The sequence below is a fragment of the Streptomyces sp. NPDC056948 genome, from assembly GCF_042674225.1.
Classification (GTDB): Bacteria; Actinomycetota; Actinomycetes; order Streptomycetales; family Streptomycetaceae; genus Streptomyces; species Streptomyces purpurascens.
Window position 1 is genome coordinate 1 of record NZ_JBHUQX010000252.1, and the last position, 13,872, is coordinate 13,872.

Sequence of the window (13,872 nt, forward strand, 5' to 3'; positions counted from 1 at the left end):
GGCCCCCCCCCCGCCGCGCCCCGCGCCCCCCGGCCCCCCTGTCCGGCCGGGGGGGCGCGGACTGGGCGCTCCCCCCTGGGGGGGGGCCCCCCCCCCCCCCACGCCATGTCCTGGTTCACGGCCGGGGCGGGGGCGCACGGTCGACGGGCGCGGTGCTGTCGAGGGCCCCGCCGAGGGCGGCGGGGCGGACGCGGGGCGCACCGGCCCCGGCGCCGTGGATCCACCCCAGGGGTGAAGAGCGTTCATCGGCGGCCGACATGGGGCATCGTGCAAGGGAACGGCTGGCAATGGCGTTACGCCGTCCGAGTATTGATGCCTACGCTTGATTGCTCTCGCGGCTGCACGTCCGTACCGGAAGGCGCACGAGGTGCCGGCGGCCCGACTACGCTCGCGGCGTAACACCGGGGGATGGGGGGAGCAGGTGGAGACGTCCCGACGCGACCGTGCCCGGCGGCCGAAGCTGCCGGCGGCGGTTCCTGCCGTCCTGCTCTGGGCGCTGGGCGCTCTGGTTCTGGGCATTCTGATCGGTCTGGCGGCGGACCCGTCGCGCCTGGCCGGCACCACCGGGTACGTCTTCGCCACCGGACTGCTGCTGGCCGTGGGCCTGTACGGCAGCACGTACGGCATCGACCTCGCCGATCTGCGCCGTGACCTGCGCGGTGTGGTGGCGGCGGTCACGCTGGGAGTCGTCCTCAAGGCGGCGATCGTCTCGGGCGTCATGGTCTGGGCGTTCGACCGCCCGGAGTATCTGATCCTCGGCATCGTCGTCGCGCAGATCGACCCGCTGTCGGTGGCCGCCCTCGGCAGGGACGGGCACATGTCGCAGCGCGCCCGGTCGCTGCTCACGGCGTGGGCCTCCTTCGACGATCCGATGACGGTCCTGCTGACGCTGTACGTCGCCGGCTACGCCTATACGGCCGCGGGGCACCCGGGCGCACCGTCGGTGGTGGGCGGCGGAGCCCGCGGCTACGCCCTCGGACTGGCGTTCAACGCGCTGCTCCTGGCCGGTGCCCTGGTGCTCTGGTGGGCGGGCGGCAGGCTGTGGCCGGCACGGCGGGCCGGGAAAGGGTCCGCGGAGTCCGCGGCGCCCGGGGAACTCGGCAGCCGCCGACGGCCGGCGACGCCGCTCGGTGCCCTGCTGGTCGTCGCCATGCTCGTGCTCGCCGCGGCGAACATGCTGATGCTCGCCGTGGCGGTGGCCGGACTGTTCCTCCGCACACAGGCGTTCGCCCGTCCGCTCGCGCGGGCGGTCACCAGCGCCTTCCTGCTCGCGACCGCCCTGCTGGGCCTGTTCGCCGCCCAGGGGGTGTCGCTGGGCCCGGGGGTGCTGCTCGGCGCCTCGGCGTTCGGCGCACAGGCTGTGGTGGCCGTGCTGCTGATGCCCCTCTTCGTGCGCGGCCTGTCCCGAAGGGACCGGATCCTGCTGGGGATCGGCCAGCAGAACGGCCTCACGGCCGTGCTGCTCGCCCTCACGCTCGAACGCGACTTCCCGAAGACGGTCGGCATCGTCGCCCCGGCCGTGGTGACCGTCAACCTGCTGCACTACGGGGCCCAGATCGCGTTCGGCTGCTGGTCGCGCCGGTCCCGCGGGAACCGGCAACCCGCGGGCGGGCAGCGGCGTCTCCCCCGGCATCCGGTGGCCGAGGACGGCAGGGCGGGCGAGGCACCGACGGCGACCGACGGACTGCGGTCCTCCGCGTAGCCGAATGTTGTGCGGCGGCCCGGACGGGTCGCGGCCAGGGGAACGGGGAGGCCGGATGGGTGAGCGGAGAGGGAGCTGTGCCAGGCGTCCCCGCAAGGGACCGCGCTGGACGCCCGTCCTGCTGCTCGGCACGCTGCCGCTCCTCACCGCGACCGCCGGACAGGCCGCCGCCGACACGGGCCGGAGCGATGTCCGGCTGGTGTACTGCCTCGCCGACGAGCACCGGGGGGAGCTCGGGGACGCGGCGGTGCGGCTCGGTGTGGCGCGGCCGGCGCCGGGTCCGGTCGGCGGTGCGGACGCCGTACGGGTGCCCGGCCGCAAGGGCGGCGTGATGCCGCTCGACGACTGGGCCGACAAGCACCCGGGCGACTTCGAGCGGGTCTGCGACGCGGTCATGGCCGCCGCGGGCGAAGCGCCGGGGGCGTCCGCGGACCAGGGCGGCGGTGGGCTGGGCGGGTTTGCCGACGGGGCTCTCCTGCTGGCGACCGGCGCCGTGCTCACCGTACTCGGACAGAAGACGGAACGGATCTCGGCGGAACGGCGCACGCACGGCCGGCAACTCACGGCGGCCGTGCTGGAATTCCGGAGGATCGCATGGCTGTATCTCGCGGAGTACGAGCAGGTGGCCGAGACGGACCACGCCGAGGTGGCGCGGGCCCGGACGACGCTCACCGGCCTCCTCGCCCTGGTGCCCGGCCCGGCCGCACGCCGCGCGGCGGCCCGGCTGCTGGCCGACTCCCTGCCCCTGGCGGACAGACTGCCGCGCAGCCGGGAGGGGCAACTCCTGCAACCGCACGACAGAAAGAGCGAGGCGGACGCCGTGCGCACCACCCTGGACCGGCAGACGCGGGAGGTGGGGGATCTGCTGCGCCCCGCCCTCGTCCGGTGGCTGCCCGGATCACGACACAGCGGCCGTCCCACAAGCGCCGGAGGGCAACACGGATGACCAACTCCGACTGGGCGAACCCCTACGGAGTGCGCAAACCGTACGGATCGAACGGCGCGGGCAACGGCGACGGCCGTGACAACAGCGCGAACGGTTCCGCCACGCTCAGCGCCGACCACCCCCTGGTGCCGTGGAAGCAGCCGGACCACATGCACCAGTGGGTCGACGTCGACCACTCCCGTGACGAACTGGACCGCTTCGAGGAGCACTGGCCCCACCTCGGCGAACTCCTGGACTCGAGCTCGGGGCACGGCCGGGTGGTGGTCGTCAGCGGACCGCCCGGCATGGGCAAGACATCGCTCATCCACCGGTGCATCCACGAGGCGCGCCGGCACGTGGCAGCGGCGGCGGCCGCGGCCGGGGACCCGCTCGTGCTGTTCGCGCCGACCGCGGGGCTCGACAACGACGGCCGCCGGATCAGTGTCGACCCGGACGGCCGGTCGTTCGCGCCGACCAGGCTGATCAACGCCCGCATACGCCGCGAGATCGCCAAGAAGCTGCTGCTGCACGAGTTCTCCGAGTCCCGGGTGCAGGCGATCATCGCGGAGGAGGACCCGTTCCAGGCCTACAGCGAGATGAGCGACCTGCTCATCCAGCACAACGCGCTGCTCTTCGTCGTGATCCCGCACATCCGGTGGAACGACGCCCATCTCCGGGCGGCGTTTTTGCGCACCTGTCTGAGCCCCGCGCACCCCAGGATCGTACTTTTCGTCGAAGTGAGCCATGGCGCCGCGGAGACGGCGAGGGAAGTGGCCGCCGCTCTCAGCGGATCGGCGGCGGTCACCCATCTCGCGCTGCGCGAGCTGGACTCCGAGGACATCTGGAGGTTCAGCCACAGCGCCCGCACCGCCGGCGGCGGACCGCACGGCCTGGTCGAGCCCGACAGGAGTTCCCTGATGGCAGCACACGACGAATGGAAGCCCTCCGACGTACGCGAACTGCGGAAGGTCTTCCACTCGGCGGCCAACGCCCTGCGCACCGCGCCGCACCCTTGGCCGATCGACGCCGACGCGCTCAGACCCCACTGGGAGAGCCGGCGGGCGCGCCGCGACGCCCTGCTCCGTGAGCCGATCCTGCCCCGCCCCGGCGGCTGATGCCCCCGCCACCCCGACCGCGCCTCTCCGGACCCGCAAGGAGTGCCATCGTGGCCGCAAGCAGCGCAGACACCTGGTACAGCAACCCCTTCCCCCTGGTGCCGGTCGTGCGGCTCGGCCCGTCGGCAGACCTGGGTGAGGCACCGGTCGAGGCCGCGGACTCGGGCAACGCCCATGTCTCCACCCAGTTCCTCGGCGATCTCGAGAGCCTGGTGCGCGACTACCTCCGGGACCGGCCCCGGGGCGGCCGGCGCGGCCGGGCGATCGCCGTGGTGGGAGAGTTCGGCCTGGGCAAGAGCCACGCGGCGCGCGAGGTCTGCAACGGGCTCGCCCGTCCGGACGGCCCGGCCATGTGGATCGTCGACGAACCGGTGCAGGACTTCGGCCGCATGTACCGCGACCGGCTGCGCGGCCCCGCCGACACCCCGGAGGGCAAGGCCGCGTTCGAGGAACTCGTCCGGGACTACTACGCCTATGTGACGGCGGCCCGGGTCGGCGAGCAGAGCTCCGAGACGCGGCCGGGCCGGCCGGACGACATCCCGCTCGGCGACATCGCCCTCGACGACATCGCCACCGGCCTGCGCGACCGCGTCCTGGACCCCGACAAGGTGGTCTCCGCCCTGCGCTACGACCCCGAGGTGATGCACGCCGATCTGCGGGTCACCCTCGGCGAGGTCACGGAGCACAGAAGGTTCGCCACCGCGTTCGCCCTGCTGCAGGACCCCCGGTTCACCTCGATGGTCTGGGCGTGGCTGACCGGTGACGAGCCCGCCCCGCAACTGAGGGAACGCGGCATCAAGGACGCCGTCACGGGCATCGACCCGGTCTTCGACGCGCTGGCCGTCCAGGGCTTCCTGCACGGCCGGGTCGGCAAGCCGTACGTCCTGCTGATCGACTCGCTGGAGAAGGTGCTGGACTGGCCGGAGGACTCCCGGCGTACGTTCGTCGATGCCTTCGAGCGCCTGGTCAACGTGTATGTGAGCCGGGGCGGGCTGCTGGTGTTCTGCACCTCGCCGAGCGGGCTCAACGCGTTCCGCCCGAGCCTGCACGAGCGGGTGGTGCAGCTCTGGCCGACCCGCTTCACCGCGGAACTGACGGCGGATCTCGTCGCGGAGTACGTCGGTTCGGGTCCCCGTCCGGGCCCTGCCGTGGGCGCGGACGCGATCGACCGGTGGCCCGCGCCCTTCGGTTCCGAGTCGGTCGCGATCCTTCAGGAGCTGACCGGTGGGGTGCCCCGGGAGATCCTCAAGACCTGTCATCACGCCTGGCAGTTGAGCGAGGACGGCCTCGGCGCGGTCCGGGAGGTGACCGCCGCGACCGTGCTGCGGGCCGTGCGCGATCTGCACGACAACGTCTCCGAGGACCAGGTGCTCTCCACGATCCATGACGCGCTGGCCCTGGGGCAGTGGCGCATCGCCTCGGTCGACCCGGTCCCGGCGCGGGGGGCCGCCGCCGACGGGCCGCTGGTGGTGGCGTACTGGCTTGAGCCCTTCCCGAACGCCTACATCGCGATCGTGGTCACCCCGTCGGTGCTGGTCGCGGACGACCAGGAGCGCATCACCGCGCGCGTCCGGGCGCTGCGCGGCGCACTCCATCCGGCCCGGGCCGAGGTGCTGCTGGTGGTCAACGGCCATGTGTCGCGGACCATGCGGGACCGGCTGGCGCGCTCGCTCGGCTCACAGCCCCTGCTGTACCGCCCGGGTGACTTCGAGCGGGCCGTGAACGAGGCCCTGGACCGGCTGCGCACCCGGCTCACGCAACTCCGCCAGGAGGCCGATCTCGCGGAGCTGACCGGCGAGCTGCGCGGTGCGCTGGGCGAGCACAGCTCCCAACTGGGCCGGCTGCGCCGGACGGTGAGCGATCTGGCCCGGCGTGATCTGGTCGCGGCGGCGCCCGGCCCGGCGCGCACGGCACTGCCGGAGCCGGTCGAGGGCCGGTTCGAGGAGGTGTTCTCGCTCCTCGACGCGGCCGTGGAACGGCTGGCCGGCCGTTCGTCCGGTGGTGGCACGGGCGGGAGCCCGCCCCTGCGGGCGGGGCGGGCCGATCTGACGGCGCTGGGCTGCGCCACCCTGGTCCGGCAGCTCACGGAGAGGTTCCGCACGGGCGCCGACGCCTGGTTCCGTGCCGCCTCGCCCGGCGCGTCCGAGGAGCAGTGGGCGGGGCTGCGCCGGGTCTGCCGGGAGTACGAGACGGCGGTCGAGGTGCTGCCCGTGCAGTCCCTCGGCGGTTCAGGCCCGGCCCACCGGCCGACCGCGGCGCGCGCGGTGGAGGCACTCGCCGACGAGGTCTGGGGCGGGCTGGTCAGTGCGGTCCGGGCTCCGTGATCTCGCGCAGGGCGCCCGCCAGCAGGTGCAGCCGGCTCTCCGCGTGGGCGACCTGCCGCTGGTCCAGGGTCACCCCGAGGACGTAGTCCCGCGGCGACAGCCAGGTCACGTACACGGAACCCTCCTGGACGTCCAGGACCAGGCGGTCGGCGGGCGGCTGCACCACCAGCCGCAGCGCGTCGGTCAGCCGGGCGAGATGCCCGCGCAGGCCCTGGGCGAGATCGCGGTACCCGGTGCGGCGTGAGCGCACGCTGGTCTCGAGGAAGCGCGGGCCGAGCTCGGCGTTCTCGAAGACGTCGCCCGCGCAGACGAGTTTCCAGTCCCGGTAGAAGGCCGCGTAGTGCAGGTCGATGGTGTTGACGTGACCGCCCCACAGGGCCCGCAGCCGCATTTCGGACAGGTTCTCGTGCTCGGCCGCCGCCGTCCCGAAGTCGATGCGCAGCTTCTCCTTGTGTTCCGGCAGAGGGTCCGGAGGGTCCGTCAGGCCACCGGGCAGTTCGTCGGGCAGGTGGTGCACCTGGGTGCGGATGGTGGAGACGAGGGTGTTCATCGCCTCGTCGACGGCGGGCATCCCACCGGGCGTATCGGTGAGCGCGGCCAGGTACTCCCCCGGTTTGACGCGACCGCCCCACAGGCCGCCGCGTGCGTTGGCGACCACGACGCGCATCAGCTCGCCGGTGCCCAGCGGCCGCATCAGAGCGCCCAGGTCCTGGGTGCACAGCAGGAGCCGGCTTCCGGGCAGGGCCTCGTTGGCGATGTCCTCGCCGCCCACGGTGACCAGGCTGGACAGCGGGACGCAGTCGCTTCTGCGGAGGACGAAGTCGATGATTCCGTTGCTGTAGTGGGACACCGACCTGAGAGCGGGGACGCCGGCGAAGGCCCCTTGGCACAGCTCTGTTATTCGGCCGTGGCCCTCCGGGAACCAGTGGGACTCGGTGAAGAGCTCGGTCTCCGGGTGCGGCGCTGCTGCCACGTACGCTCACCTTTCCGTCGGAGGAACCGTCCGGGCGCCGGGGCCGGTGTCCGGCCCTAGATGCCGGGCAGTTCCAGATCGATGTCGAAGTCCCTGGCCGGTGCCGTGCGGGCGGTGGCGCGGGAGGTGAGCCAGGCGTGGTGCGCGCCCACCCGCCGGCCATCGGGCCGATGCCCCATGTCCAGGTCCCGCAAACGGCGCAGGGCGCGCTCGGCGAGTCCGGCCGCGTCGTCCACGCGCCCGGCCGCGGCCAGGGTGGCCGCGAGGGAGTTCTCCGCGGCGGAGACCCAGGGGTGACTGTCGCCGAGCCGGTCCTCCAGGAGGTTCAGGGCGGCCCTGCCGGTCGCCTCGGCCTCCTCCACGGCGCCGCCGGCCCGCAGGTACACCGCGTGCCGGACCCCGGCCAGTCCGGCGTAGGGGTGCCAGGCGCCGAGGGTGCTCTCCAGGGCGTGGCCGCACTGGCGGGCCTCGTGTTCGGCCTCGTCGTGCTTGCCGAGCGCGTGCAGGTCGGCCGCCAGGCTGAAGCGGCAGCGCAGGGTGTCCAGGTGGTCGGCGCCGAACCGGCCGGTGGCTTCGGCGAGGACCCGCCGGTCGCGCTCCAGGGCCTTCTCGTAGCCGTAGACCGTCTCGTGCGAGCGGGCGGAGTTGTAGGTGATGCGCCGTTCGCTGACGGCCAGGCCGAGTTCGATGCTCAGCCTCGTGCCGGTCGCGACGTCGCCGTGCCGGTGCAGCCACTGCCGCAGCAGGTCCTGGGACTCCGCGTCGCGGCCCAGCGTGCGGTAGACCCAGGCGAGCAGGTCGGCGGACCGCCAGACGGCCGGGTCGTCCTCGCCGCCGACGGCCTGGCGGTAGCGGAACCGGGCGAGGAGCCGGGCCAGCGAGTCGGGGGCCCGTCCGCTCAGGGCCTCCGTGAACGCGAGGTTGTGCTCGGCCTGCACTGTCGCGCGGTGTTGCGTTCCGAGCAGCAGCGTCAGGCCCTCAAGCACCGGCCGGGCCTGGAAGAGCGCGTCGGAGAACCTGCCGAGGGAGCGCAGCACGGCGCCGTAGGAGTCGGCGGACAGCAGTGTCCTCGGGTGCAGGGGGCCGAGCAGTCTGCGGTGGCCGCGCAGGGCCTGTTCGGAGAGCTGGCGGGCCTGTTCGTAGGCGCCGTCGAGGCGGTGGGCGCGGGCGGTGAGGTTGAGCAGGCGCAGATACTCCGGTGACGGGTCGTCACCCTGCGGGCTCCAGGCCTCCCGCGCGCGCTCGGAGATGTCGAGCAGCCGGGCCAGGTCGGCGGTCTCGCCGCGCTGGCTCAGGGCGTTGAGGTGGCGCAGCATGGAACGCCGCACGCGGGGCCGGTCGTCCTCCCACAGGCGCAGTGAGTACACCTCGCGTGCCCAGTCGGCGGACAGGCCGCGGTTCTCGTCCGGGGTGAACTCGGCGAGGGTGCCGCGCAGCACCTGCTCGATGCGGGCGCGCTCGGCCGGTTCCATACCGTCGCGGACGGCGTCCCGTACGGCGTGGTGCTGCCCGAGGGGCTGGTCGGGCCGGTCGAAGTCGACCTCCAGGAGGCCGACCCGGGACAGCGCCCACAGGGCGACGCTCACCATGTGCTCGTCGGGCAGCCGTGTGTCGGCCGGGGTGCGGCGCGCGCCGGGGTTGCGGGTCGTCGTGTCGTCGCGGGCCAGCTCCGAGAGGATGCGTCTCGACCTCAGCAGTTCGAGCCCCATGCCCCGGCCGGTGAGCAGCGAGGCCGCGTTCAGCAGCCAGCCGAGGGCGTCGCTGGTGCGGCTCTCGGCGCGCCAGGCGGCGGCGCCCGGGGTGTGCAGCACGGTCTGCCGGGCCACGCGCACCATGACGGCAACGGGCGGGGCGGCGCCCTCCCGTTCGAGCAGGGCCTCCTGGGCCGTGCGGTACTCGGCGAGGAGGTGTGCGACGGCGGCGCGGGCCGCTGTCTGGTCGCCCATGCTGTCGTCGCGCCGGTGTGCCGCGGCGCGCTCGGCGAGGCAGAGGGCGGCGATGCGCACGGCGAGCGGGACGAAGCCCAGGACCTGCCCGACCCGCTGGGCCTGCTCCTCGTCGATCTCGGCGAGCCGTTCGCCCAGGACGGCCCGGCATTCGGCGGGCGACATGGGCGGCAGGGAGAAGGCCGCCATGTCTTCCGTGGCGGGGGCGGTGCGGCTGGTGATGAGGACGTGCCCGCGGGCGTGGGGGGTGGGCAGCAGTTCCCGCAGCCCGTCGGGGGATTCGGCCCCGTCGTAGACGAGCAGCCAGCTCTGTGTGTCGGCGCGGGAGAGGTGGTCGAACAGCGCCGGGGAGGCGCCGTCTCCGGTCGTGACCAGGTCCAGCCGGCCGGCGAGCCGGTTCAGGCCGCGGCGGGCGCGGGGGATCTCCCAGGAGCGCACCCACCACACCACGTCGTAGGCGGAGCCGAAGCGGTGGCACAGCTCCCGCACGGTCTCGCTCTTGCCCCAGCCGCTCGCGGCGTGCACGACCAGCGGGGTGTGGTCCCGGCCGGCCGTGTGCAGTTCCTCCAGAAGGCCGCCGAGGACGTCGTCCCTGCCGACGAAGCCGCTGTACCGGGGGGCCACGTTGGTGACGGCGGGCAGCCGTGGGAACCGCGCGCCGGGCGGGCCGTCCGCCGGGGGCGGGGCGCCGAGGCCGAGTCCGGCGTACAGCCGCCGTACGGCCTCGTCCTCGTCGGTCCCGCGCAGGTCGATGCGCTCGTGGTGGGCGGCGCCCGCGTCCGGGAAGGGCTCGTCGGCCAGGACGATCCGGACGTCGGGGTGGGACAGCGCGGCGAGCTGGGCCAGCGCCGCGTGGTCCATGTCCGCCGGGGAGAGGAACAGCAGCGCCGTGCCGGGGGCCGGCCGGTCGCCGGAGTAGGCGTCCTGGGCGCGCAGCTCGGTACGGATGCCGCCGCGCCGGAACTGGTCCTCCAGCCAGGCGGCCCAGGGGGCGTGGCGCTGGGAGTGGACGAGGGTGACCCGGTTGAGCGGCACCGGCCGCCGGTTGCGGAGCCAGTCGGCGAGCCGTTCGTAGTAGGGGCGCAGCCCGGTCACCGAGCCCTCGGGCTCGCTCTCGACGGCGAGTTGCCGGGTGTCCAGGTAGAGCGGGTGGTACGGGATTTCCAGGAAGGCGACCTCGGAGGTGCGGGAGGTGCGCGAGAGGGGGCCGAACTTGCGGCGGACCCGTTCGCGGGCGCCGCGCAGCCGGTCGTGCGACTCGACGTTGCTCTTCAGGCCGAGGGCCAGCAGCCGTACGGGCCGGTCGGCGCGGCCGCCGCTGAGCTGCTCGGCGAGGGCGGCGGCGCCGTCGATGGACCACGCCGTCATGGCGAAGCAGAGGACCAGCGAGTCGGCCAGCGAGCCGAGTCTGCCCTCGGGCGGTGCGCCAGGCGCGTCGGGCAGCGGGGCCTCGACGAGGACGTGGTCGTGGCGCAGGGCGTCCGGGTCCGAGGCCAGGGCGAGGAGGGAGGCGGCGTCCGGGCGGGCCACGGAGGCGATCCGGCCGGGCACGGGCTCGGGCACCGGCGCTCCCGCCGGTGCGCCGGTGACACGGCCGTCCACGATGAGCACGCTGCGGTTGCTCGCGGCCAGCAGGTCCGCGACGTTGCGTACGGTCGTGCTGACGCCGAGGTTCTCCGCGGTGGAGCAGAAGAGGGCGAACCGTCCCGAGCGGTCGGCTGCGTGGGTGTCGGGCATGGCCACTCCGCTTCGGACGGCAGGTGCTGGACGGTGGGGCACGACAGTCAGGGACGGTCATTATAGGGCGGGTTGCCCCTGATCAGGCGGTTTCGCGTTCGACGGTGGCGTCGCCACGCGGTGCCGGTCACTGGCTCTCGCTGAACCCGGTGACGAAGGGATCTCCCGCCGTGCGCCCGGTGCGCAGCCGGCGCAGGGTCTCCCCGAGCACCGAGGGCGGCAGCGCGGCGAGGTCGTCCAGCGGCACGTCGGCGAGGTCCAGCACGACGGACTCCAGCGTGGCCTCGCCCTGCTCGGCACCCGCTTCCTCGAGCTCTGCCATGGCTCATCCTCCGCGGCTTGTGTCCAGTGTTGACGTCCCCACCGGGTGGCTCCCGAAACCGGCTAGTTTCGGGCGGGGGCCGCGGGGACGACGGAATTGCGATGTTGACGGTCTGTCACCGGCACCGAATACTGGGCCAAATGGCGTGGTCGGCCGGGTGGACACCGGGCCGGCCGGCATGCGAACCGGGGGGTACGTATGAATCGACTGCGCCATGCGGAGCCGCCGTGGCCGGTCGCGGACGACGTCGTGGCGCGGGAAGCCGCCGGATGGGTGCCCGCCCCGTTCCACTCCTTCGTACTGAAGATGCACAGCCGCTGCGACCTCGCCTGCCGCTACTGCTACATGTACCGCTCGCACGACACGAGTTGGCGCGAGCAGCCGCGCACCATGACGCCGGACGTCCTCGACCGCACGGCCGAGCGCATCGCCGGGCATCTGGCGGCGCACCGGGTGAGCGAGGCCGGGGTGGTGCTGCACGGGGGCGAGCCCCTGCTCGCCGGTGAAGCCGCGCTCGGCCGCGCCGCCTCGGTCCTGCGCTCGGCCGTCGGTCCCGGGGTACGGCTGCACCTCGCGCTGCAGACCAACGGCGTACGGCTGACCGAGCGCTGGCTCGACCTGTGCGCCGCGCACGGCATCCGTGTCTCGGTCAGCCTGGACGGCGACCGCGCGGCACACGACCGGCACCGGCGCGGCGCCGACGGGCGCGGCAGCCATGCCCGGGTCGCCGCCGCCGTGCACCGGCTGGCCGACGGGCCGCATCGCGAGCTGTTCGCGGGCCTGTTGTGCACCATCGACCTGCGCAACGATCCGGTGCGCTGCTACGAGCACCTGCTGACGTACCGGCCGCCGGCGGTGGACTTCCTGCTGCCGCAGGGCAACTGGCACACTCCCCCGCCGGGTCTGCGGCCCGGGCTGCCGGGCACGCCGTACGCGGACTGGCTGTGGCGGGTGTTCGAGCGGTGGTACGGGGCCCCGCGGCGGGAGACCCGGGTGCGGCTGCTCGAGGACATGATGACGCTGCTGCTCGGCGGCGCCACGGAGACGGAGGCGCTGGGCCTGGCCCCGGTGCGGTACGCCGTGGTGGAGACGGACGGCTCCCTGGCCCAGGACGACACGCTGCGCACCGCTTATCACGGCGCCGCGCGGACCGGTCTGCACGTCGGGCGCGACTCCTTCGACGCGCTGCTGCGCCATCCGGGCGTGGCGGCCCGCCAGTGGGGCGCCGACGGGCTGTCCGCGCAGTGCCGCGACTGCCGGCTGCTGCGGGTGTGCGGGGGCGGCCACTACGCCAACCGCTACCGGCCGGCCACCGGGTTCGCCAATCCCAGTGTCTACTGCGCCGATCTGACCGCGTTGATCGACCGGGTCAGGGGGCGGCTGGCCGGGGACCTGGACCGGCTGCGCGACGCCCCGGCGGAAGCCGTATGAGGCCCATGCCGCTCCGTGTGCCCGATAGGCTCTTCACCGCCATCGCGACGGGCGGCGGCGGGGCCGAGACCATGGAGCTGCTCGCCCGCGCCGAGTACAGCCGCCGGCTGGCCTGCGCCCACGCGGTCACCGGGGCCGCCCGTGACATCGGCGGCGGCGTGGCCGACGCGGCCGGGCAGGCCTGGGATCTCCTCGCCGCCGCCCACCGGGCCGACCCCCGGGCCGTGTCGGCGGTGCTGACGCACCCGTCGGCGGGCACCGCGCTGATCGGCCTGCTGGCCCGGCTGGACCGCGTCATCGAGGGCGAGGCCGAGGCCGGTGCGGCGAGCGAGTCGCCGGTCCACCGCTTCAGCGCCCTCGCCGCGGCCGCGGCGGTCCGCGCGGGTGTGCCCGCACGGGTGCGGTGGCCTCTGACGGCGGACCGGGTCTTCCTGCCCTCGCTCGGTGGTGCCCGCTTCCTCGGTGCGTGCCCGGGGGACATGGCCGAGGTGGTGGTCGCTGCCGACGGAGCGGCTCGGATCGGGGTGGCGGGACGGAGTTCCGTGCCCGGCCCGCTCGACGTGCCGCGGGCCCCCTACGCATCCGAATCGACGGCACGGTGGCAGTCGGCACACCGGCTCCTGGTACTGGACACCGGCGCACCGCTGCTCCTGGACGACATCGACCCGCTGCGCTTCCCGGGCGTCCCGGAACAGCCCCTGGGCCTGACGTCGGACGACCTGCGCTGGTGGGAGGCCACGACCCGGGAAGCCTGCGACACACTCCGGTCCCATCACCCGCGGACCTACGCGGAACTCGCCGCCGGCCCGCGCACCCTGGTCCCCCTCGGCAGCACCGGCAGCTTCAGCGGCAGCAGCGCGGAGGCGTTCGGCTCCATGGCGCTGTCCCGGCCGCGCACCGGGCGCGGTCTCGCCCTGTCCATGGCCCACGAGTTGCAGCACAGCAAGTTCGCGGCCGTACTGCACCTGTTCGATCTGTTCGAGCCGGGCGGCGAGGAGCGCTACTACGCGCCCTGGCGCCCCGACCCCCGGCCCCTGCTCGGCCTCTTCCACGGGGCGTACGCGCATCTGGGCGTGACGGAGGTCTGGAACCGCCACCGGGCCGTGGAGCAGGACCCCGAGGAACTCGCCCGGGCCGAGGCCCAGTTCGTCCGCTGGCGCTCGGGCGCCCGGGAGGCCACGGAGGTCCTGCTGACCTCCGGCCGCCTCACACCCCTGGGGCAGCACTTCGCTCAGACGATGCTGAACACCCTCGACGGCCTGTGCCGCCTCCCCGTACCGGCCGAGGCCCGGCGCCGGGGGCTGGCCCTGGCGGCGGAGCACCGGGCGGAGTGGGTACGGAGGAACGGGGTGCCGGAGGCGCTGCTGATCTGACGGAGCCTGGTCGTACCGTGCCCG

Annotated in this window: 9 protein-coding genes; 6 read left to right on the forward strand and 3 right to left on the reverse strand. The window is 74.2% G+C overall.

The window, feature by feature from the left end:
* Positions 1 to 421: 421 nt before the first annotated feature.
* The 4 genes from ACFTZL_RS28210 to ACFTZL_RS28225 are packed head-to-tail and all read left to right on the forward strand — an operon-like array spanning position 422 to position 6,066.
* Positions 422 to 1,702: a hypothetical protein gene (locus ACFTZL_RS28210; RefSeq protein ID WP_382588201.1), complete on the forward strand. Its 1,281-nt coding sequence runs from the start codon at positions 422 to 424 to the stop codon at positions 1,700 to 1,702.
* Between the two features lie 55 nt (positions 1,703 to 1,757).
* Positions 1,758 to 2,648: a hypothetical protein gene (locus ACFTZL_RS28215; protein WP_382588203.1), complete on the forward strand. Its 891-nt coding sequence runs from the start codon at positions 1,758 to 1,760 to the stop codon at positions 2,646 to 2,648.
* Complete coding sequence (locus tag ACFTZL_RS28220) at positions 2,645 to 3,742, forward strand: ATP-binding protein (protein ID WP_382588205.1); 1,098 nt, start codon at positions 2,645 to 2,647, stop codon at positions 3,740 to 3,742. Before ACFTZL_RS28215 ends, ACFTZL_RS28220 begins: the two co-directional genes overlap by 4 nt.
* A 50-nt stretch (positions 3,743 to 3,792) precedes the next feature.
* Complete coding sequence (locus ACFTZL_RS28225; protein ID WP_382588206.1) at positions 3,793 to 6,066, forward strand: hypothetical protein; 2,274 nt, start codon at positions 3,793 to 3,795, stop codon at positions 6,064 to 6,066.
* Here ACFTZL_RS28225 and ACFTZL_RS28230 read toward each other — a convergent pair.
* The 3 genes from ACFTZL_RS28230 to fxsA form a co-directional block, all read right to left on the reverse strand.
* Positions 6,044 to 7,039, reverse strand: coding sequence for a hypothetical protein (locus ACFTZL_RS28230; RefSeq protein ID WP_382588208.1), 996 nt, complete (start codon positions 7,037 to 7,039; stop codon positions 6,044 to 6,046). The two genes, ACFTZL_RS28225 and ACFTZL_RS28230, sit on opposite strands and share 23 nt — an antisense overlap.
* 56 nt (positions 7,040 to 7,095) lie before the next feature.
* Positions 7,096 to 10,722, reverse strand: coding sequence for an FxSxx-COOH system tetratricopeptide repeat protein (gene fxsT, locus ACFTZL_RS28235; RefSeq protein WP_382588210.1), 3,627 nt, complete (start codon positions 10,720 to 10,722; stop codon positions 7,096 to 7,098).
* Between the two features lie 127 nt (positions 10,723 to 10,849).
* Positions 10,850 to 11,044 carry an FxSxx-COOH cyclophane-containing RiPP peptide gene (gene fxsA / locus ACFTZL_RS28240; RefSeq protein WP_382588212.1) on the reverse strand — a complete coding sequence of 65 codons (195 nt, stop codon included), beginning with the start codon at positions 11,042 to 11,044 and terminating at the stop codon, positions 10,850 to 10,852.
* 198 nt (positions 11,045 to 11,242) lie between these two features.
* Here fxsA and ACFTZL_RS28245 point away from each other — a divergent pair, with 198 nt between their 5' ends.
* Positions 11,243 to 12,475, forward strand: a complete 1,233-nt coding sequence (locus tag ACFTZL_RS28245) for an FxsB family cyclophane-forming radical SAM/SPASM peptide maturase (RefSeq protein WP_382588214.1) — start codon at positions 11,243 to 11,245, stop codon at positions 12,473 to 12,475.
* 17 nt (positions 12,476 to 12,492) lie between these two features.
* On the forward strand, positions 12,493 to 13,848 hold the full coding sequence (locus ACFTZL_RS28250; protein WP_382588216.1) for an aKG-HExxH-type peptide beta-hydroxylase: 1,356 nt from the start codon (positions 12,493 to 12,495) through the stop codon (positions 13,846 to 13,848).
* The last annotated feature ends 24 nt before the right edge of the window (positions 13,849 to 13,872 follow it).